This is a genomic window from Paraburkholderia sp. RL17-373-BIF-A, assembly GCF_046030175.1.
Lineage (GTDB): Bacteria > Pseudomonadota > Gammaproteobacteria > Burkholderiales > Burkholderiaceae > Paraburkholderia.
Genome location: NZ_JARESO010000003.1, coordinates 124,053 through 144,034 on the forward strand (window position 1 = coordinate 124,053; position 19,982 = coordinate 144,034).

The 19,982-nt window shown below is 64.4% G+C and carries 17 protein-coding genes; 14 read left to right on the forward strand and 3 right to left on the reverse strand.

The window, feature by feature from the left end:
• The first annotated feature begins 104 nt into the window (after positions 1 to 104).
• Both P0D80_RS04750 and P0D80_RS04755 read left to right on the forward strand, forming a co-directional pair.
• Positions 105 to 776 (forward strand): HAD family hydrolase, encoded by a 672-nt coding sequence (locus P0D80_RS04750; RefSeq protein WP_408177130.1) that lies wholly within the window; start codon positions 105 to 107, stop codon positions 774 to 776.
• A gap of 22 nt (positions 777 to 798) precedes the next feature.
• Positions 799 to 1,938: a DSD1 family PLP-dependent enzyme gene (locus tag P0D80_RS04755; RefSeq protein ID WP_132382521.1), complete on the forward strand. Its 1,140-nt coding sequence runs from the start codon at positions 799 to 801 to the stop codon at positions 1,936 to 1,938.
• 22 nt (positions 1,939 to 1,960) lie between these two features.
• Here P0D80_RS04755 and hpaR read toward each other — a convergent pair whose 3' ends face one another.
• On the reverse strand, positions 1,961 to 2,368 hold the full coding sequence (gene hpaR, locus P0D80_RS04760) for a homoprotocatechuate degradation operon regulator HpaR (protein WP_042277081.1): 408 nt from the start codon (positions 2,366 to 2,368) through the stop codon (positions 1,961 to 1,963).
• 180 nt (positions 2,369 to 2,548) lie between these two features.
• Here hpaR and P0D80_RS04765 point away from each other — a divergent pair, with 180 nt between their 5' ends.
• From P0D80_RS04765 to hpaI, 7 genes are all read left to right on the forward strand, one after another.
• Positions 2,549 to 3,322: a fumarylacetoacetate hydrolase family protein gene (locus P0D80_RS04765; RefSeq protein ID WP_408281685.1), complete on the forward strand. Its 774-nt coding sequence runs from the start codon at positions 2,549 to 2,551 to the stop codon at positions 3,320 to 3,322.
• A complete protein-coding gene (locus P0D80_RS04770; RefSeq protein WP_408281688.1) occupies positions 3,319 to 4,077 on the forward strand; it encodes a fumarylacetoacetate hydrolase family protein in 759 nt (252 codons plus the stop codon). Before P0D80_RS04765 ends, P0D80_RS04770 begins: the two co-directional genes overlap by 4 nt.
• A 143-nt stretch (positions 4,078 to 4,220) precedes the next feature.
• Positions 4,221 to 5,678 carry a 5-carboxymethyl-2-hydroxymuconate semialdehyde dehydrogenase gene (gene hpaE, locus P0D80_RS04775; protein ID WP_408281691.1) on the forward strand — a complete coding sequence of 486 codons (1,458 nt, stop codon included), beginning with the start codon at positions 4,221 to 4,223 and terminating at the stop codon, positions 5,676 to 5,678.
• Between the two features lie 85 nt (positions 5,679 to 5,763).
• Complete coding sequence (hpaD, locus tag P0D80_RS04780; protein ID WP_408281693.1) at positions 5,764 to 6,627, forward strand: 3,4-dihydroxyphenylacetate 2,3-dioxygenase; 864 nt, start codon at positions 5,764 to 5,766, stop codon at positions 6,625 to 6,627.
• A gap of 21 nt (positions 6,628 to 6,648) precedes the next feature.
• On the forward strand, positions 6,649 to 7,050 hold the full coding sequence (locus P0D80_RS04785; RefSeq protein ID WP_408281695.1) for a 5-carboxymethyl-2-hydroxymuconate Delta-isomerase: 402 nt from the start codon (positions 6,649 to 6,651) through the stop codon (positions 7,048 to 7,050).
• A 20-nt stretch (positions 7,051 to 7,070) separates the two neighbouring features.
• Positions 7,071 to 7,874, forward strand: coding sequence for a 2-oxo-hept-4-ene-1,7-dioate hydratase (gene hpaH, locus P0D80_RS04790; protein ID WP_408281696.1), 804 nt, complete (start codon positions 7,071 to 7,073; stop codon positions 7,872 to 7,874).
• 21 nt (positions 7,875 to 7,895) lie between these two features.
• The gene (hpaI, locus tag P0D80_RS04795) at positions 7,896 to 8,699 is read left to right on the forward strand and encodes a 4-hydroxy-2-oxoheptanedioate aldolase (protein ID WP_408281697.1); all 804 of its coding nucleotides are present in this window, start codon (positions 7,896 to 7,898) and stop codon (positions 8,697 to 8,699) included.
• 48 nt (positions 8,700 to 8,747) lie between these two features.
• Here hpaI and P0D80_RS04800 read toward each other — a convergent pair whose 3' ends face one another.
• A complete protein-coding gene (locus P0D80_RS04800) occupies positions 8,748 to 11,081 on the reverse strand; it encodes a diguanylate cyclase (protein ID WP_408281699.1) in 2,334 nt (777 codons plus the stop codon).
• 118 nt (positions 11,082 to 11,199) lie between these two features.
• A complete protein-coding gene (locus tag P0D80_RS04805) occupies positions 11,200 to 12,345 on the reverse strand; it encodes a GGDEF domain-containing protein (protein ID WP_408281704.1) in 1,146 nt (381 codons plus the stop codon).
• A 557-nt stretch (positions 12,346 to 12,902) separates the two neighbouring features.
• On the opposite strand from P0D80_RS04805, the gene bcsD reads away from it, so the two are divergent.
• The 5 genes from bcsD to bcsB all read left to right on the forward strand — a co-directional run bounded on the left by bcsD (position 12,903) and on the right by bcsB (position 19,977).
• Positions 12,903 to 13,358: a cellulose biosynthesis protein BcsD gene (gene bcsD, locus P0D80_RS04810; RefSeq protein WP_408281706.1), complete on the forward strand. Its 456-nt coding sequence runs from the start codon at positions 12,903 to 12,905 to the stop codon at positions 13,356 to 13,358.
• Between the two features lie 204 nt (positions 13,359 to 13,562).
• Positions 13,563 to 14,444 (forward strand): cellulose biosynthesis protein BcsP, encoded by an 882-nt coding sequence (gene bcsP / locus P0D80_RS04815; RefSeq protein ID WP_408281709.1) that lies wholly within the window; start codon positions 13,563 to 13,565, stop codon positions 14,442 to 14,444.
• On the forward strand, positions 14,441 to 15,229 hold the full coding sequence (gene bcsQ, locus P0D80_RS04820) for a cellulose biosynthesis protein BcsQ (RefSeq protein ID WP_132382501.1): 789 nt from the start codon (positions 14,441 to 14,443) through the stop codon (positions 15,227 to 15,229). Before bcsP ends, bcsQ begins: the two co-directional genes overlap by 4 nt.
• On the forward strand, positions 15,226 to 17,430 hold the full coding sequence (gene bcsA / locus P0D80_RS04825) for a UDP-forming cellulose synthase catalytic subunit (RefSeq protein ID WP_132382499.1): 2,205 nt from the start codon (positions 15,226 to 15,228) through the stop codon (positions 17,428 to 17,430). The genes bcsQ and bcsA overlap by 4 nt, the downstream gene beginning before the upstream one ends.
• Positions 17,431 to 17,433: 3 nt before the next feature.
• Entirely contained in the window at positions 17,434 to 19,977 is a 2,544-nt protein-coding gene (gene bcsB, locus P0D80_RS04830) for a cellulose biosynthesis cyclic di-GMP-binding regulatory protein BcsB (RefSeq protein ID WP_408281711.1), read from the forward strand.
• Positions 19,978 to 19,982 lie beyond the last annotated feature (5 nt).

Consider the following 19,982-nt stretch of genomic DNA (forward strand, 5'->3'; position numbering starts at 1 on the left):
TGGATCATTCATTCTGACTGAATCTAAGAGTTAAGCCATCTGAACGCCGCGCCGCTGATGAAACTTTATAATCAGCTCACCGTCCGCTGCTGGTCAAATCAATCATGACTCGTGCCTCTGTGCCTGCCGCCTATCCCAAAGCGGTCCTGTTCGACCTCCTGACCGCCTTGCTCGACTCATGGACCTCATGGAATCGCGCGGCCGGTTCCGAACAGGCGGGCCGTGCATGGCGCGCCGCCTATCTGCGGCTGACCTACGGCTGCGGCTCATACATTGCGTATGAACAACTGGTGCGCGAAGCCGCCGCACAAGTCGGCCTGCCCGAATCCGCCGCGCTCGCGCTCGAAGCAGACTGGCTGACGCTCGCGCCGTGGAGCGGCGCCGTCGACACGTTGCAAACGCTCGCGCCGCATTGCAAGCTAGCGGTCGTGACCAACTGCTCCACGCGGCTCGGCACACAGGCGGCCCAGCTCTTGCCGGTCCGCTGGGACGCGATCGTCACCGCCGAAGAGGCCGGCGTATATAAACCGGACCCGCTGCCGTACCGCCTCGCGCTCGAAAAACTCGGCGTCCGGGCCCATGAAGCCGCGTTCGTGGCCGGCTCCAGCTACGACATGTTCGGCACCGCCGCCGTCGGCTTGCGGACGTATTGGCACAACCGCGTCGGCCTGCCGCTCGTAAGCGGCGCACGGCCGCCCGAGATCCAGTCGCCGACGCTCGATTCGCTCGTTCCGTGGCTCGCTCGCTTCGGCACGAACCAGCATGACTCCGCATGACTCCATTTTCCCCGGTGAAAGCATGAAACTCGACCAGATTGAAACCCCAGCCGCGTTGATCGACATCGCACGGATGCAAAGGAACATCGCGCGCATGCAAGGGCATATGAACACGCTCGGCGTCGCGTTTCGTCCGCACGTGAAGACCACCAAGTGCATCGACGTGGTCCGCGCGCAGATCGCCGCCGGCGCGCGCGGCGTCACGGTGTCCACGTTGAAGGAAGCGGAGGCGTTCTTCGCCGCCGGTGTCGACGACATTCTTTACGCCGTCAGCATGGCTCCGTCGAAGCTGCCGAGAGCGCTCGCGCTGCGCCGCCAGGGCTGCAATCTGAAGATCGTGGTGGACAATCCGACCGCCGCCTCGGCCATCGCCGCATACGGCGATCAGCACGGTGAAACCTTCGAGGTGTGGATCGAAGTGGATACGGACGGGCACCGCTCAGGCATCACACCCGAACAGGACACGCTGCTCGAAGTGGGCCGGATTCTGCATGAGAACGGCGTCAAGGTGGGTGGCGTGATGACCCATGCCGGTTCGAGCTACGAGCTCGATACGCCGGAAGCGCTCGCCGCGCTCGCTGAGCAGGAACGCGCGGGCTGCGTGCGCGCGGCGCAGCGGTTGCGCGAAGCCGGTATTGCATGCCCGGCGGTCAGCGTCGGCTCGACGCCCACTGCCCTCGCCGCCACGCAGTTAGAGGGCGTCACGGAAGTGCGCGCCGGTGTCTACGTGCTGTTCGACCTCGTCATGCACAACATCGGCGTGTGCGCGCTCGACGACATCGCGCTCAGCGTGCTCGCCACCGTGATCGGTCATCAGGCGGACAAGGGCTGGGCGATTCTCGACGCGGGCTGGATGGCGATGAGCCGGGATCGCGGCACGTCGAAGCAGTCGCACGATTTCGGCTACGGCCAGCCGTGTTTGCTGAACGGCACGCCGCTGCCCGGGTACGTGGTCAGCGGCGCCAACCAGGAGCACGGGATTCTGTCGCCGATAGTTGAAAACGCGGACGCCGCCGACGATGTCACGCAGCGCTTCCCGATCGGCATGAAACTGCGCATTCTGCCGAATCACGCGTGCGCCACCGGCGCGCAGTTTCCCGAGTATCACGCGGTGGCGCCGGACGGCAACAGTGTGGAGTGGCGGCGCTTTCAGGGCTGGTGAAGCGAGCATCTGAACCGCTACATCACTCGTCCTCTTCCTCCAGACCCGCCAGCAGATCGTCGACCGCGCGATACACGCGCTCGACGATCTCCGGTCCCACCTTGCGCTCCAGTTCGCGGTAATGCGCTTCGAGATCCTTCGAAATCACGCGCACCAATTCCACGCTCGTATCGGTCAGCGACACCAGCACGCGGCGCTGATCTTCGGCGAAACGCTCCTTGGTCACCAGTTCCATGCTCTCCATGCGCGCGAGCACGCCGGCCATGCTCGGGCTCGAAATCGTGCAGATATCGGAGATGTGGCGCGGCTCCATCGGACCGTGCTCGTTGAGCGCGCGAATCACGCGCCACTGCTGTTCGGTCAATCCATGTGCGGTAATCAACGGACGAAACCGCTCCATCATTTTTTCTCTGGCGCGCAGCAACAACATCGGCAGGTTGCGGTGCAAAACTCGGGTCGAGGCGGAAGCGGACATGTTGGAAGATGATTAAAAAGCAGCCGTCGAAGCTTAAGGGAAAACCCGCGATCAGCCGACAGGCTATTGACCATGGATGATATCAAGCGCAATACTACTAACATGTTAGTGTTTTTGCCGAGAGACAGCTAATTTATGTTTGCACTAGCCGATCATCTGCTGCATCCCGAAGGCGAAGCGTTGCCACGCGACGTGGATGCGCGCACCGCGGCCGCGCTGCTCGCACGCGGCACGGCCTGCCGCGCGCCGGTTGGCGGCGCTGTCTATGGAACCTTGCTGAACGACCGCGCCGCGCTCGAAGCGCTGGGCGACGCGGTGCACGCCGCGCCATATAAAGCGCCGCCGAAAGCGCCGGTGCTCTATCTGAAGCCGCGCAATTCGCTCGCCGGGCATCGCTCCCGGGTCGTCGTGCCGGACGATGCGTTGGGCGTGGAAGTCGGCGCGTCGCTCGGCATCGTGATCGGCCGCACTGCAACACGGGTTAGCGTCGCGCAGGCGTTCGACTACATCGCCGGCTATACGCTGGTCGCCGATCTCAGCGTGCCGCATGCGAGCGTGTACCGGCCATCGGTGCGGTTCCGGGCGCGTGACGGTTTCTGCGTCGTCGGACCGGCGGTGGTTGCGGCGCGTCATGTCGCGACGCCGGACTATCTGGCGATCCGGGTTCAACTCGGGTCACGGGAGGCGTTCACGGCGAGCACCGCGTCATCGGTGCGCAACGTGGCGCAACTGCTCGCGGACGTGACCGATTTCATGACGCTTAGCGCGGGCGACGTCATCACGCTTGGCGTACCGCATGGTTCGCCTGTTGCGCATATCGGCGACACGGCCACGCTGTCGATCGGCGCGATGCCGCCGCTCACGGTGTCGTTCGTCGGTGCCGAAGAACAAGAAGGAGAACAGCCATGATGCGCGGCCGTGTTGCGTATGCTGGCGCGATTCACGAAGCGTATCCCGACGCCGATGGCGTGCGCCTCGCGGATGGCCGCGTGCGTCGCGAGGATGAAGTGGTGTGGCTCGCGCCGATCGAAGTCGGCACGATCTTCGCACTCGGCCTGAACTACGCTGAGCATGCAAAGGAATTGCAGTTCAACAAGCAGGAAGAGCCGCTCGTGTTTCTCAAGGGACCGGGCACGGTGGTCGGTCATCGCGGCGTGACGTGCCGCCCCGCCGACGTCACCTTCATGCACTACGAGTGCGAACTGGCGGTGGTGATCGGTCAAACCGCGAAAAACGTGAAGCGCGAAAACGCCATGCAATACGTGGCGGGCTACATGATCGCCAACGACTATGCGATCCGCGACTACCTCGAAAACTACTACCGTCCGAACCTGCGCGTGAAGAATCGCGACGGCGGCACGGTGCTCGGCCCCTGGTTCGTCGACGCCGCCGATATCGAAGACGTCACGCAACTCGAATTGCGCACGTTCGTGAACGGCATGCGTCAGCAACACGGCAACACGCGCGATCTCGTCACGGACATCCCGGCGTTGATCGAATACCTGAGCAGCTTCATGACGCTCGCGCCCGGCGACGTGATCCTGACCGGCACGCCGGAAGGCGTCGTCAACGTCAACGCGGGAGACGAAGTGATCTGCGAAATCGACGGCCTGGGCCGTCTCGTCAATACGATTGCATCCGACGCGGACTTCAAGCGCGCCTGATCGGGGTGCGGTGCATGGGACCGGAGTAAGTGCTGAAGCACTAACTCCGGCTCGACTGCGGTGCATGGGACCGGAGTAAGTGCTGAAGCACTAACTCCGGCTCGACACGGTGCATGGGATCGAAAAAGAGAAAGGACAAGGCAATGCGAATCGAACATCTGATCAACGGCAAGGCCGGCGCGGCAAAAGACTACTTCGAAACCGTCAATCCGGCCACGCAGGAAGTGTTAGCCGAAGTCGCGCGAGGCGGTGCGGAAGAAGTCGACGCCGCCGTGCGCGCCGCCAAAGATGCGTTTCCCGCCTGGGCCGGCAAGCCCGCCGCGGAACGCGCGAAGCTGGTGCGCAAGCTCGGCGAACTAATCGCGAAGTACGTGCCGGAGATCTCGGAGACCGAAACGAAGGACACCGGCCAGACGATCTCGCAGACGCGCAAGCAGCTCGTACCGCGCGCCGCCGACAACTTCAGCTACTTCGCCGAGATGTGCACGCGCGTCGACGGCCATACGTATCCCACCGATACGCATCTGAACTACACGCTGTTCCATCCGGTCGGCGTGTGCGCGCTGATCTCGCCGTGGAACGTGCCGTTCATGACGGCCACCTGGAAAGTCGCGCCTTGTCTCGCGTTCGGCAACACCGCGGTGCTGAAGATGAGCGAACTCTCGCCGCTCACGGCCGCGATGCTCGGCAACCTCGCGCTCGAAGCCGGCATTCCGGCCGGCGTGCTGAACGTGGTGCACGGCTTCGGCAAGGACACCGGTGAACCACTGGTCGCGCATCCGGACGTGCATGCCGTGTCGTTCACCGGATCGACGGCGACCGGCAACCGCATTGTGCAAACCGCGGGGCTGAAAAAGTTTTCGATGGAATTAGGCGGCAAGTCACCGTTCGTCATTTTCGACGACGCCGATTTCGAGCGCGCGCTCGACGCCGCCGTGTTCATGATCTTCTCGAACAACGGCGAACGCTGCACGGCGGGTTCGCGCATTCTCGTGCAACGCTCTATTTACACGCGCTTTGCCGAGCGTTTCATCGAGCGTGCGAAGCGTTTGACGGTGGGCGATCCGCTGTCCGACAGCACCATTGTCGGCCCCATGATCAGTCAGGGCCATTTGGCGAAGGTGCGCAGCTACATCGAACTTGGCCCGAAAGAAGGCGCGACGCTCGCGTGCGGCGGCCTCGACATGCCGGAGCTGCCCGACGCCATGCGCAAAGGCAACTTCGTGCAGCCCACCGTGTTCGTCGATGTCGACAATCGCATGCGCATCGCGCAGGAAGAGATCTTCGGCCCGGTCGCCTGCCTGATTCCGTTCGACGACGAAGCCGACGCGATCAGACTCGCCAACGATATCTCCTACGGCCTGTCGAGCTACATCTGGACCGAGAGCAGCGGCCGCGCGTTGCGCGTTGCCGCTGCCGTCGAAGCCGGCATGTGTTTCGTCAACAGCCAGAACGTGCGCGATCTGCGCCAGCCGTTCGGTGGCACCAAGGCATCGGGCGTGGGCCGTGAAGGCGGCACATGGAGCTATGAAGTGTTCCTTGAACCGAAGAATGTTTGCGTGTCGCTAGGCTCACATCACATTCCGCGCTGGGGCGTTTGAACCATCGGTGCCGGCGCATGAAGCGCCGGTGTGTTTTCAGCGCGAGCGCCTCATGCGCCGCGCGGCAGCAGACTTGGAGACCGCGATGGGCAAACTCGCATTGGCAGCAAAAGTCACACACGTGCCGTCGTTATATCTGTCCGAACTCGACGGTCCGCATAAAGGCTGCCGACAACCGGCAATCGACGGCCATCATGAAATCGGCCGGCGTTGCCGCGAGCTGGGCGTCGATACGATCGTTGTGTTCGACGTGCATTGGCTCGTGAACAGCGAATACCACATCAATTGCGCGCCGAATTTCGAAGGCGTCTATACGAGCAACGAACTGCCGCATTTCATCAAGAACATGCCGTACGCGTATCCGGGCAATGTCGGCCTCGGCAACCTGATCGCGGAAGTCGCCAACGAAATGGGCGTGAAAAGCCGCGCGCACAGCGAGACCACGCTCGAACTCGAATACGGCACGCTCGTGCCGATGCGCTACATGAATGGCGATCAGCATTTCAAAACCGTCTCGGTCGCAGGCTGGTGCATGTGGCACGACCTCGACACCAGCGCGCGCTTCGGCCTCGCGGTGCGCAAGGCTATTGAAGAGCGCTACGACGGCACCGTGGCGATTCTGGCAAGCGGGTCGCTCAGCCACCACTTCGCCAACAACGGCACGGCCGAGCAGTTCATGCACAAGGTATGGAGTCCGTTTCTCGAGCAGATGGACCGCAGGGTGGTCGAACTGTGGGAAGCCGGCGACTGGAAAACCTTCTGCGAGATGCTGCCGCTCTATAACGAAAAGTGCTGGGGCGAAGGCGGCATGCACGACACCGCGATGCTGCTCGGCGCGCTCGGCTGGGATCGTTACGACGGCAAGGTGGAAGTCGTCACGCCCTACTTCGGCAGTTCGGGCACTGGCCAGATCAACGCGATCTTCCCCGTTACGCCCCTGCCCGTCTGAGTTCCAAGGAAGGAGATCACTGTGCCGCATCTGACACTCGAATACAGCGCCAATCTCGCCGGCGAAGAAAGTATCGGTCAACTGTGCCAAGCGCTCGCGCGGTGCCTCGACGCGCAACGCGAGAACGAACAGCGCGTCTATCCGCTCGGCGGCATCCGCGTGCGCGCGCTGCGCTGCGAACAGTACTGCATCGCCGACGGACGCGCTGACGCCGCGTTCCTGCATGCGAATCTGAAGATCGGCGCAGGCCGTTCCGAGGCCGCGAAAAAGGCCACCGGCGACGCGCTATTCGCGCTGATCAAGCAGCACTTCGCCACCGAATTCGCACAGAAGGGCCTGGCGTTGTCGCTGGAGATCAATGAATTCGGCGAAGCCGGCACCTGGAAACATAACAACTTGCACGCGCGCCTGAAGGCTGAGTAGCGGCACTGAGAGAATCCATCATGCTAGACGAACAGACTATCCGAGACCTTGCGGCACAACTCGACCACGCGGAGAAAACGCGCACGCAACTGCGCCACTTCTCCGCCGCGTATCCGCAGATGACCGTGCAGGACGGCTACGCGATTCAACGCGAATGGGTCAAGCTCAAGCTCGCCGAAGGCCACGTGATCAAGGGCCGCAAAATCGGCCTCACGTCGCGCGCGATGCAGCGTTCGTCGCAGATCGACGAACCCGACTACGCGCCTCTGCTCGACAGCATGTTCATCGAAAACGGCCAGGATATTCGCGCGGACCGCTTCATTGCACCGCGCGTGGAAGTCGAACTGGCGTTCGTGTTGAGCAAACCCTTGAAGGGCCCCGGCGTTACGCTGTTCGACGTGCTGGACGCAACCGCTTACGTGAGCCCGGCGGTGGAAATCATCGACGCGCGCATCGAACAGTTCGACCGCGAAACCAGGGCGCCGCGCAAGGTCTACGACACGATCTCGGACTTCGCGGCGAATGCGGGCATCGTGCTGGGCGGACGTCCCGTGCGTCCGCTGGATGTCGACTTGCGCTGGGTCGGCGCGTTGCTCTACAAGAACGGCACGGTCGAAGAAAGCGGCCTCGCGGCCGCGGTGCTGAATCATCCGGCCACCGGCGTGGCCTGGCTCGCCAACAAGATCGCCCAATACGATGAAACGCTCAACGCGAACGATGTGATCCTGAGCGGCTCCTTCACCAGTCCGATCCCCGCGCGCGCAGGCGACACCTTCCACGTCGACTACGGTCCGTTGGGCGGCATCGGTCTGAATTTCATCTGAGCTCATTCGAGTCGACACGACATGTCTCTACCGCAAAACGCTTTCAAGCGCGCCCTCGCCGAAGGCAAACCGCAATTCGGCCTGTGGGCCGCGCTCGCCGACGCCTACGTGACCGAGCTGCTGGCCACCGCCGGTTTCGACTGGCTGCTGATCGACAACGAGCACGCGCCGAACGACGTGCGCAGCACGCTCGCCCAATTGCAGGCAGTGGCCGCGTATGCATCGCATCCGGTGGTGCGTCCGGTGCGCAGCGACAGCGCGTTGATCAAGCAATTGCTCGACATCGGCGCACAGACTCTGTTGCTGCCGATGATCGACACCGCCGAACAGGCCGCCGACGCGGCTGCGGCCACGCGTTATCCGCCGCAAGGCATTCGCGGCGTGGGCAGTGCGTTGGCGCGCGCGTCGCGCTGGAACCGGATACCGGATTACCTGACCACGGCGGCAAACGAGTTGTGCGTGCTGGTGCAGGTCGAGACCGTGCAGGGCATGGAAAATCTGCCGGCGATCGCGGCGGTGGACGGCGTCGACGGCGTGTTTTTCGGTCCGTCGGACCTGAGCGCGTCGATGGGACTGCTGGGCAAACCCGGCCATCCCACTGTGCGCGAAGCGATTCGCAACGGCATCCAGACCGTGCGGCGCGCGGGCAAAGCGGCAGGTGTGCTCGCACCCGATCCCGCGATTGCCGCCGACTATCTCGAAGCGGGCGCGACCTTCGTGGCGGTCGGCACGGACACGGGTTTGCTGAGCCGCGCGGCGGCGGATCTGGCGGGGTCGTATAAAACGACCGCAGCGCTGGCGGCGTCGCCAAAGGGCGGGTATTGAAGGAATCCGTTCAGCGGAAACACGCGGGGCCGCGGCGCGGGAAACGCCCTATTCCCCCGCGGGCCACGGCAAGCCCGACGCCGACCAGTCCAGTTCCACACCGATCACGGATCGCTCGGCGGCGAACTGCAGCGCCAGCGTCACCGCGATACACGGCCTGCCGCTGGCCAGCGACAGATAGGGATTACTCGACACCGCCACGCCCGGCAACAACACCGCATTGCGGAAATACGGCCGATGATCCCAGCGCGCATCGCGCGGATTCGCCACGGGTTGCAGCGACGCCCCGTCCGTGCTCCAGGCCGGCCCCTGCACCTCATGACCGATCTGCCTGCCCGAGTCGTCGAGGATGAAACAGCTGATGCAGCGCTCGAACCTCGCCAGCGAAGCGAACGCCTCCTCCATGGCCACGCCGGCCAGCAACGCATCGGCGGAGAGCCGCAAGGCGACCCGGTAAGGCTCCACTTCGGTTTCGAACAACGCGTACTGATGCGCCCGCCCTTGGGCGATCACATCGAAAGCTTCGTCGATACGCCGATGCACCGACTCCGGCGGCGCGATCTCCTTAGCCGGCCGCCCGAGCAGATAGCCCTGCGCGAAATCCACATTCGATTCCACTGCGAGAATCAGTTCCTCCGTGGTCTCCACGCCCTCCACGACCACCAGCATCCCCGCGAGGTGCAGCAGCGAAACGAGCTTGGGCAGAATCGGCTGCTCGGTGCCGTGGCCCGTCGCGCGAATCAGTTCGCCGTCGAGCTTGACGAGGTCCGGGCGAATCCTGAACAGGCGGTCGAGATTCGACTGGCCGGCGCCGAAATCGTCGACGGCGATCAGGAAGCCGTGCTCGCGGTACAACGCCGCCGCCCGCGACATGTCGTCGACGCTGCCGCCGTGCGATTCGAGAATCTCCAGAATCACGCGTTCAGGTTCGAGCCCCACGGCCCGCACGATCTTCGCCAGTTGATCGGCGTAGCCTTCGGCAATGAACGTGGCCGGCAGAATGTTGAGGAAGAGCCAAGCGTCGTCCGGCAGCGAATTGCGCGCGTGGGCCAGATGCACGACGTGACTCGCGCGGTCGAGCGCGCCTTCGTCGCTCGAAGGCCTGGGCGCGAACAGCACCGCGGGCGGCACCAGCGTGCCGTCGTCCTGCTCGCCGCGCAGCAAGGCCTCGAAGCCCACCTGCTTCTGATGCGACAGACTGTAGAGCGGCTGGAAATGCGAGGTGAGGTAGTACTCCTCCCAGCGATGCCGCCGCACTGCCGCCCCGCTCTCGTCGGATCCGTCGTCGGCCAGCAGTTGCAGCGCTTCGCGCGGCAGCGCGCGCTCGGCGCACACCCGGTTTCTGCCCGAGTGCTTGGCGCGCAGCAAGGCTTCGTCGGCGCGATCGAGCAGCACCATGATGTTTTCGCCGCTGCGGTGCTCCGCCACGCCGAAGCTCGCGGTCAGACGGCCGTCCGGCCGCTCGATCGCTGCAATCGCATGGCGCAGCCGTTCGGCCACATGAAGCGCGCCCGTGAGGCTGTCGCGCAGCAACAGCGCGAATTCCTCGCCGCCGATCCGGCTCACGCTGTCGTCCGCGGAAACCTCTTCCATCAGCACCTGGGCGACCTGGTAGAGCGCGTGGTCGCCGATCGCATGGCCGAAGCGGTCGTTCAAGGATTTGAAGTTGTCGATGTCGAGAAAGATCGCGCTGATTCGCGTATCCGGCGTGACGGTGTCGAGGCGGCGCTCGGCCTGCTTGACGAACGCACGGCGGTTTTGCAGGCCGGTCAGCGGGTCGGTCGCGGCGAGTTGCGCGAGCTGGCTCTCCAGCAGAAAGTGGTTGCGGCGAAACCGGTAGAAGCCGAAATGAAACACCGCGGAAGTCGGCACGCCGATCGCCACGATCCACATCCACACGACGGTATCGACGTCATGCGGCAGCGGCGCGCCGAACAGCAGAGCGAACGCCGTCGTATAGAAGAGCACGCTGCCGGTGATGAAGTGGGCGGGCGTGAGCCACAGTGGCGCGGCGCAGATCGGGATCACGACCATCGCGGGCAGCGTCCACAGCAGCGGCTGCGCGACACCGGCGATGTTCACCGCGAGTCCCACCAGCAGCACCTGCGAGTAAGCGACGCCGATGAAGCCGAAGGTCCACGTCGACTTTGTGCGCGGAATCGCCAGCACGAGTAAGCCGAGCAGCAGCGCGCACGCGAGCCGGTAGGCGAGCGGCGCGGCCGGGCCGTCGACGAGATTGCGCGCCCCGATGAAGCACAGGAACGCGACCACGGTGAACGCCATGGTCATGGTGGACAGCGGACGCTGATGTTCGAGCGAGCGCCGGTGGAAGCGATCGCGCAAACCGGTGTCGGACGGGTGCTGCGTTGAGCTGGAAAGCATATTGATAGGTATCAGGCTGGTTCCGGTCACTCTGCCAATGGATATCGGCAAATGTCTGATAAATATTTATGCCTTCCACACAAATAGAACGAAGATTGTCGTTCCCGGCCCCTCCGCCCTACGCCGCCATCACGCGATTGCGGCCCGACGCCTTGGCGGCATACAGCGCGCCGTCCGCGCGCGCCATCAGTTGAGCGAGCGATTCATCGCGCCGCAGTTGGTCCACGCCGACGCTGAAGGTGTAGCGCAGCCCACGCGGCAACTCGTCCGGCGTGGCCCCGGCGAGCCGGGCCCGCAGGCGGTCGAGCAGTTTCACCGCTTCGGCGGTGCCGGTGGCCGGGCATAGCACGCCGAATTCCTCGCCGCCCAGCCGGCCGAACACATCGCCGACCCGCAGGTTGCGGGCGACGAACGTGGCGAAGTGGTTCAGCACCTGATCGCCGGCGGCGTGGCCGTAGTTGTCGTTGACCGCCTTGAACGAGTCGATGTCGATGATCGCGAGCGCCACCGGCGCGCGGGTCCGCAGCGACGCGTTCAGCAGCGCGTCGCCGATCGCGAGAAACGCGCGGCGCGACAGTGCGCCGGTCAGGTCGTCGACATTGGCGAGCCGTTCGAGCCGTTCGGCGAGGCGGTCGTGAGCCAGCATCACCACGCCGATCGAAAGACAGGGCGGCGCAAGAATGCCGAGCGCAAGAAAAACGATGTTGGACGGCGACACTTGCAGGAGCCCGGTCTGCGTCAGCAAACCGAAGCCGTACATGAGCCCGCGCGAAGTATGCCCGGCACATAGCAGGACGCCTGCCACCGCGAGGAAGTAATAGCTGTAGCGCGGCCGGTTCGCAGGACGGCCGCGCAGCATGATCACGGCAAGCGCGGCGTAGAGGCCCGCATGAAATGCCGACACCAGTGCGACGCGCGCGTTGAAGTTCGGCGCGGCGAAGGTCCAGTACGAGATGCCGAACAGCACGACGACGAGTCCGGCGTAAGCCGGCCACGGTCGCGTGCGGCGCCCCAGAAAGCGCAAACAGCCTTCGACCACCAGCAGCAGCGAAGCCGCCAGCAACACGTTGGACGCCACAAAAGTCAGCCAGCGCGACGCATGGCCTTGCAAGGCGAAAGCGAGCAGCGCGACGATCGCGATCGCGTTCGCCGAGATCCAGTAACCGACGCCGGGAATCGCCGCACGCCACAACGAGCCGAGCACGGCCATCGCCATGGCGCTCGACAACACGGTGACCAGAAGAATACTGAGTGGATTGAGCATTGAAGTGAATTGAATCAAACGGCATCGTGAACATGCGCCACGTACGCACGTGCTTTTTCTGTGTGCAACCCGCTGCAAGTTCGCAAGCTTAGCGGCTCGGGCAAAAAATGGGCACGCAAGCACCGCGAAAGATTTAGAAAGACTTACCGACGGGCGGTGATCCCGTTGCTTGCGCGCAATCGCGAAGCGTTGCATTTATCACGAAACGAAAGCGTTAAATCAACTGCGGAAACACGCCGTTAATAGAGTCACGACCGAAGCATTCTTACCGGACATCCACGCTGGATAAGCCAATCGGCGAATCAAGCAGCAAAAATTACTTAATCGCAAATGCATCCATCGCAATCGATTGCGCGTATAAACAGACGAATGGAAAGTGGCTAAAAGTTAATGTCTTAAGTAGACTGCTTCGAAGTGTGGTGGACAGACTAGACAACCCGGTAAAACTAACCTAGGCCGCGTGCAATACGCGATTTCCCGCAACACTTTTTCCTTGCATCCGGCCGTGGGCCTCCGACTTTTTATGCGGCTGAAGCAACGGCCATTCCCCGGAAAACATGGTCCCAATTCTCGATTACCTGCTGGAACGCCAAATCTCGCCGCAGTGGCGCGGCATGCTGACCGCCTTGGCCAACGAATTCGAAGCGCAGATAGGCCGCGACGAATTGCGCCAATTGATGCATCGCGTCGGCAGCCGGTTTGCGGCGGCGCATCCGCTGCCCGCCTGCGACTCGACCGCCGAACTCGCGCGAACCTTGAACCTGTACTGGCATGAGATGGATTGGGGCTACGTCGAATTGGCGGACGAACCCGAGTCATTGCGCATCGTTCACTACTGCGCGCCGTTGCAGGCATTCGGCGGCACGGCGCTTGCATGGACGCCGGCGTTTCTCGAAGGCGTGTATCAGACCTGGTTGAGCGCGTTGGGCGCGCAAGGCTTGTCGGTCGCGCAAACGAGTGGGTACAGCGAGGACACCGCAATCGAGTTCCGTCTGGGACGTCATCCTGTTTGAACGCCGCACGTTGATGAACATGTGGCCTGGATTGGTGGGCCGCGTTTGTGAATGGACACAGTAGCAATGAGCCGTAGAGAAACGCGCCAGACCGGTGCGCGTGAAGTAGCAGTGAAGTAGCGGAACAGGCAGGACCAGCGTTTCAGGGCCGCGAACGCAAGTCGGGATCGGGGCAAGGGTAGGCATGAACAAGACGGCGGCACTATGAGCTCATCGAGCGACATCGAAAAACTTTTCGATCATTTTGGCGGTGACGCCAGCGCGTACCAGGAAATCGGCCGCGAAAACGAAGCGCGTTCGGCGCGCACCCGCTGGCCGCTACTAGTGACGCTCGATCTGACCCAGCCGACGATTCCCGCAATCGGGCAGCGTCGCGAGGCCAAGCCTCAGCCGCTCACGGTCGAGGCGCCGGTCGCCGTCGATCGTCAGGACACCACGCCAAAAGATGCGGCCTCCGCGACACGCGCGAAAGCGCCGCTGTTCACCCGTTCGCATCGGCGGGACATTCCGCCGGTTGCCGTGGCCGCGCCGGCGACCGCGCCGAAAGGCGCGTCGCGCTTTGGCGAGCTCGAATCGAAAGATGACGCGACGTCGCAAGCGGCAGTCGGCGCCGCCCGAGTGGAAGGCGTCGCGCCGGTGGCCGCACAAGCCGCGCCGGCTGTTGCTCCGGCTCAGACTGCGCCGGTCGCTTCCGCGCCTCAAGCCGTCCAGGCCGCCGCCATTCCTTTACGGCCGCCAGTGATGCAAACGGTTTCGTCCGCCGTGCCGAGTTGGACTCAAACTCCGGCGCCGGCGCGTGCTTACACGACTGCGACCGCACCGATTGCACCAACCGCAACAACCGCACCCGCCGCGCCAACGCAACCCGCTTCGATCCTCGGCAAGCTCTTCGCGCCGGAACCCGCATCCGCACCTCCGCCGCCGCAAGCCGCCGCGACCCGTGGCGAATCCGCGCCGTTGCAAGCGGTCTTCGACCGCCTGCGCGGCACACCCGCTCAATCCACCGCAGCACCGGCCGGCGCCGCGCGCGTCACCACGCCCGCCACCTCCAACTCGTGGCTGATCAACGGCCCTCGTCGCTCATGAAAGTCATCGCGGTGGTGTCCGCCAAAGGCGGGGTCGGCAAGACCACCCTCGCCGCCAATCTCGCTTCCGTGCTGGCCGCCGGCGGCCGGCGCGTGATCGCGCTCGACCTCGACCCGCAGAACGCGCTGCGTCTGCACTTCGGCGTGCCGCTCGACAGCATCGACGGTTTGTCGCGCGCCACGCTGACGGGCGACCCGTGGCAATCGGTAATGTTCGACGGCGTCGACGGCGTGACCGTGCTGCCCTACGGCGCGTTGCTCGAAGACGACCGCCGCCGCTTCGAAGCGCATATCGACCAGGAGCCGCGCTGGCTCGCGCAGTCGTTGCAGAACCTGCGCCTCGATGCATCCGACATCGTGATCATCGACACGCCGCCGGGTTCGTCCGCCTATGTCCGCACCGCCTTGTGCGCGGCCACCTTCACGCTGAACGTCGTGCTCGCCGACGCCGCGTCGTACGCCGCGATTCCGCAGATGGAGCGGCTGATCGAAACCTACGCGGCGCCGCGCGCCGAGTTCGGCGGCGAAGGCTATGTGATCAACCAGATCGACCAGTCGCGCCAACTGACCAAGGACGTCCTCAAGGTGCTGCGCCAGATGCTCGGCGCGAAGCTGTTCCCCGGCGTGATCCATCTCGACGAAGGCGTGAGCGAAGCGCTCGCGTGCGACACCACGCTGATTCACTACGATCCACTCAGCCAGGCGGCCGCCGATTTCAAATCGTGTGGCGCGTGGCTGCTGGCGGCGCTCGACGCGATCGCCGTCTCGCCGAGGAACGTCGCATGAGCACGACTCCATCGCCGGGTCTCGAGCCCGCCGAGCCTTCGCGGCTCGAACGCTTCGTCGACGCGCGTTTCTGGAACAGCCGCATCGTCACCGGACTCGTCACGCTGTTCGCGCTGGTGATGCTGTACTTCGTGTTCACCGTGCCGCTCGCCTTCTACGAACAGTTGACGTTCGCGACCTGCTGCTTCGTGACCGCGCTGATGTTCCGCCGCCTGCAAGGCCGGTACGCGACGATGGTGATGATCATGCTGTCGGTGGTGACCTCGGGCCGCTATATGTACTGGCGGCTGACCGCGACCACGTACTGGGAACATCCGCTCGACGCCGGCTGGGGCCTGCTACTGGTGGCCGCCGAAGTCTATTCGACCATCGTGCTGCTGCTCGGCTACTTCCAGACCGCCTGGCCGCTCAAGCGCACGCCGATGCCGCTGCCCGCCTCGCGCGACCAATGGCCGACCGTCGACGTGTTCATCCCGACCTACAACGAGCCGCTCTCGGTGGTGAAGCCGACCATCTACGCCGCGCTCGCGCTCGACTATCCGGCCGAGAAGATCTCGATCCACGTGCTCGACGACGGCCGCCGCCCCGAGTTCAAGGCGTTCTGCGAAGAGGTCGGCGTCAACTGGACGATCCGCACGCACAATCGCCACGCCAAGGCCGGCAACATCAACGAAGCGCTGAAGATCACCAGCGGCGAATACCTCGCGATCTTCGACTGCGATCACATTCCGACCCGCTCGTTCCTGCAGATCGGCCTCGGCTGGTTCCTGCGCGACAAGCTGCTGTCGATGCTGCAAACGCCGCACCATTTCTTCTCCGCCGACCCATTCGAGCGCAATCTCGGCACCTTCCGCAAGGTGCCGAACGAAGGCGAACTGTTCTACGGCCTCGTGCAGGACGGCAACGATCTGTGGAACGCCACGTTCTTCTGCGGCTCGTGCGCGTTGCTGCGCCGGACCATGGTCGAGGAGATCGGCGGCATCGCGGTCGAGACCGTGACCGAAGACGCACACACCGCGCTCAAGCTGCACCGTCTCGGCTATACCACCGCGTATCTGGCTATTCCGCAAGCCGCGGGGCTGGCCACGGAAAGTCTCTCCGGCCACATCGGCCAGCGGATTCGCTGGGCACGCGGCATGACGCAGATTTTCCGGATCGACAATCCGCTCACCGGCAAGGGCCTGAAAATCGGCCAGCGCCTGTGCTATCTGAACGCGATGATGCACTTCTTCTACGGCATCCCGCGTCTGGTGTTCCTGACCGCGCCGCTGTCGTATCTGTTCTTCGGCGCGCACGTGATCGAAGCCGCCGCCAGCACGATCGCGATCTACGCGCTGCCGCACATGATGCACGCGAGCATCACCAACTCGCGCATGCAGCGTTCGTTCCGCCATTCGTTCTGGGCCGAAGTGTATGAATCGGTGCTGGCCTCGTACATCACCGCGCCGACGCTGCTCGCGCTGATCAACCCGAAGCTCGGCAAGTTCAACGTGACGGCCAAGGGCGGCCAGATCGAGAAGAACTATTTCGACTGGGCAATCTCGCGGCCCTATCTGTTCCTGCTGTTGCTGAACCTGATCGGCTTCTGCGTGGGCGTCGTGCACATCTACTTCAACTGGCATGTGCGCAGCGTGGTGCAGACCACGATCCTCAACCTCGGCTGGACCACGTACAACATGCTGATTCTCGGCGCGAGCGTGGCCGCCGCGAGCGAGCGCCGGCAGATTCGCGCGGTGCACCGCGTGGCGATGCAGATGCCCGTGATGCTGAAGTTCTCGACCGGCCGCACGCTCGCCTGCGAAACCATCGACTACTCGGAAGGCGGCGTCGGCGTGGCGCTGCCCGCCGCGATCCAGGTGCCGATGCACGAACGCGTAACCGTCTCCCTCTTTCGCGGCGACGAGGAATACGCGTTCCCCGCGACCGTCGGCTTCACCGCGCCAGGCCGCGTGGGCCTGCGCTTCTCGGCGATGACGCGCGAGCAGGAGTACGAGTTCGTCAAGACCACCTTTGCACGCGCCGACGCCTGGACCGGCTGGGCGGAAGGACGGCAGCAGGACACGCCCCTGCGCGGCCTGTCGCATGTGCTGACGGTCGGCGCGCGTGGCATCGCGGGGCTGTTCGAGCATCTCTATGCCGACCTTCGCAGTTCGATGAAAAGCCGTCCAATGGACGTCAAGAAGCTAAAAACGAAAGACTGATCTATGCGCAACTGGATGGCGAAGGGCAACATCGAACGCTCGAATCACGAGCGCAGTGGGACCGGATTGCAGATGCGCCGCGTGGCTCGCCCCGGCTCGCAACGGCTGATGCGCGGCCTCGCGTGCTGGCTCGCTTTGCAGACGGCGCTGGCCGCGCCGCTGGCGTCGGCGGCTGAAGTCGTGGCGGCCGGCGGCGGTTCAAGCGCGGCGGGTGCCGTTCAGAGCACGCCGGCCGCTCCGGCTGCAACCGGCGTCGGCAGTGTGAGCGCGCCGAGTCCGGCCGTACCCTACGATCCGAACGCGATGGCGCAACCGCAACTGGCGGCACCGACGCCGGCGCTCGCCGCGTCGTCGGTGAAGGCGTTGGGCATCAGGACGCCGACCACCGCCGAGCCGGGCACCCTCGTGCCGGGCGGCCGCCGTCAAACGCTGACGTTCGCCGATCTCGGCGCGCTCGATCCGCTGCAATTGCGCGGCACCGACGGCCAGAACGGCGTGGCGTTTTCCGTGCGCGGCGACGAAGTGGTGACGGGCGCGGTCCTGCATCTGGTGTATAGCTACTCGCCCGCGCTGCTCGCGAACATCTCGCAGCTCAAGGTGCTGGTGAACGGCGAAGTCGCCGCCACCCTGCCCGTCCCGCACGAACAGGCCGGCATGCTGGTAGCGCGCGACGTCTCGATCGATCCGCGCTTCATCACCGAGTTCAACCATCTGAATGTGCAGTTGATCGGCCATTACACGACGAGTTGCGAAGACCCCGCGAACTCGTCGCTGTGGGCCACGGTCAGCAATGCTAGCTCGCTCGACCTCACGTACGCGTCGCTCGCCAGCAAGCCTGATCTGGCCGCGCTGCCGCAACCGTTCTTCGACCGCCGCGACGTGCGCCGGCTGGAGCTGCCGTTCGTGTTCCCGCAAAAGCCGGGCAATGCCACTCTCGAAGCGGGCGGCATCGTGGCCTCGTGGTTCGGCGCGCTCGCCGGTTATCGCGGCGCGCTGTTTCCGGCGCAACTGGACAACGCTCCGCTGTCGGGCAATGCAGTGGTCTTCGCGACTTCCGATCAACGCCCGGCCGGCATCAACATTCCGGCGATCTCCGGCCCGACCATCGCGGTGGTCGATCGCGAGGCGCCGGCGCGCGGCAAGCTGCTGCTCGTGCTCGGGCGCACCGAAGCCGAACTGAAAACTGCCGCCAAGTCGCTCGGCATCGGCCAGAACACCTTGACGGGTCAAAGCGCGACCATCACGCAGTTGAACGAACTCGCGCCGCGCGCGCCGTACGACGCGCCGAACTGGCTGCCCACCAACCGTCCGGTGCGCTTCGGCGAACTCGCCGATCCGCGCGATCTGACCGTGTCCGGTTACGACGCCGACGCCGTGCGTGTGAATCTGCGCGTGCCGCCCGATCTGTTCATGTGGCACACCAAGGGCGCGCCGATCGATCTGCGCTACCGCTACACGGTGCGCCCGCTGCGCGATCGTTCGTCGCTCAACGTGAGCGTGAACAACGGCTTCGTGCAGGCGCTGCCGATTCCGGCCGAGTCCGCTTCCGTGTTCGAGCTGAGCCATTACTTCGCCACCGTGCTGCCGGACAAGACCGCCGAAGCGCGCCGCACCCTGCATATTCCGCCGCTGCTGCTGACGCCGCGCGCGCAGGTGCGCCTGCACTTCTACTACGACATTCCGAATACCGGCGAATGTCACGGGCGTCTGCTCGACAACGTGGTCGGCGCGATCGATCCGAACTCGACCATCGACCTCTCGTCGTTCCCCCACTACATGGCGCTGCCCGATCTGGCCGCGTTCGCCAATAGCGGCTTCCCGTTCACGCGCATGGCGGACCTCTCCGAGACCGCCGTGATCCTGCCGAACGACGCCGATTCGAGCGACTACAGCCTGTATCTGCTGACCATGGGCCGCATGGGCACCTCCACCGGTTATCCGGTCACGGGCGTCACGGTCGGCACCGCCGACGACGCCGACAAGTTCGCCAACAAGGACCTGCTGATCTTCGGCGCGCCGGGCAAGCAGCCGTTGTTGCAGCGCTGGGCGAAGTCGATGCCGTTCTCCAGCGACGGCGACTCGCGCACCTTCCAGCTCACCGACATCGTCTTCAAGCTCGAAGACTGGTGGCATGGCGAACGCGGTGTCGAGCGCACGCCCGCACGCGCCGATCTGACTCTCGTGAGTTCGAACGGCGACGCGCTCCTGACCGGTTTCGAATCGCCGCTGCAAAAGAACCGCAGCGCCGTCGCGCTGGTGAGCGCGGCCGGCCAGTCGGACGCCGATCTGTCCACGGCGCTGCTCGACTCGGACGTGCTGCCGCAGATTCAAGGCGCGATGGCCGTGATCCACGGTCGCACCGTGACCATCACTTCGAATGGCGAGGCGTATTACGTCGGCCATCTGTCGCCGCAGGAGTATCTGCGCTGGGCGCTGTCGTCGCATCCGCTGCTGTTGATGCTGGGCGGCGTGCTCGCCGCGCTGATCATCGCGGGCCTGTTCTACCGGACGCTGCGCTCGATCGCCGCGCGCCGCCTGAAGGACTAATAGGA

Excerpts from the sequence above, each read along its gene's own strand:
- hpaR (WP_042277081.1), bottom strand. The coding sequence starts at position 2,368 with ATGTTGTTGCTGCGCGCCAGAGAAAAAATGATGGAGCGGTTTCGTCCG.
- hpaE (WP_408281691.1), top strand. The coding sequence starts at position 4,221 with ATGCGAATCGAACATCTGATCAACGGCAAGGCCGGCGCGGCAAAAGAC.
- P0D80_RS04755 (WP_132382521.1), top strand. The coding sequence starts at position 799 with ATGAAACTCGACCAGATTGAAACCCCAGCCGCGTTGATCGACATCGCA.
- bcsB (WP_408281711.1), top strand. The coding sequence starts at position 17,434 with ATGCGCAACTGGATGGCGAAGGGCAACATCGAACGCTCGAATCACGAG.
- P0D80_RS04765 (WP_408281685.1), top strand. The coding sequence starts at position 2,549 with ATGTTTGCACTAGCCGATCATCTGCTGCATCCCGAAGGCGAAGCGTTG.
- hpaD (WP_408281693.1), top strand. The coding sequence starts at position 5,764 with ATGGGCAAACTCGCATTGGCAGCAAAAGTCACACACGTGCCGTCGTTA.
- P0D80_RS04750 (WP_408177130.1), top strand. The coding sequence starts at position 105 with ATGACTCGTGCCTCTGTGCCTGCCGCCTATCCCAAAGCGGTCCTGTTC.
- bcsP (WP_408281709.1), top strand. The coding sequence starts at position 13,563 with ATGAGCTCATCGAGCGACATCGAAAAACTTTTCGATCATTTTGGCGGT.
- hpaH (WP_408281696.1), top strand. The coding sequence starts at position 7,071 with ATGCTAGACGAACAGACTATCCGAGACCTTGCGGCACAACTCGACCAC.
- P0D80_RS04800 (WP_408281699.1), bottom strand. The coding sequence starts at position 11,081 with ATGCTTTCCAGCTCAACGCAGCACCCGTCCGACACCGGTTTGCGCGAT.
- P0D80_RS04805 (WP_408281704.1), bottom strand. The coding sequence starts at position 12,345 with ATGCTCAATCCACTCAGTATTCTTCTGGTCACCGTGTTGTCGAGCGCC.
- bcsQ (WP_132382501.1), top strand. The coding sequence starts at position 14,441 with ATGAAAGTCATCGCGGTGGTGTCCGCCAAAGGCGGGGTCGGCAAGACC.
- hpaI (WP_408281697.1), top strand. The coding sequence starts at position 7,896 with ATGTCTCTACCGCAAAACGCTTTCAAGCGCGCCCTCGCCGAAGGCAAA.
- bcsA (WP_132382499.1), top strand. The coding sequence starts at position 15,226 with ATGAGCACGACTCCATCGCCGGGTCTCGAGCCCGCCGAGCCTTCGCGG.
- P0D80_RS04770 (WP_408281688.1), top strand. The coding sequence starts at position 3,319 with ATGATGCGCGGCCGTGTTGCGTATGCTGGCGCGATTCACGAAGCGTAT.
- bcsD (WP_408281706.1), top strand. The coding sequence starts at position 12,903 with ATGGTCCCAATTCTCGATTACCTGCTGGAACGCCAAATCTCGCCGCAG.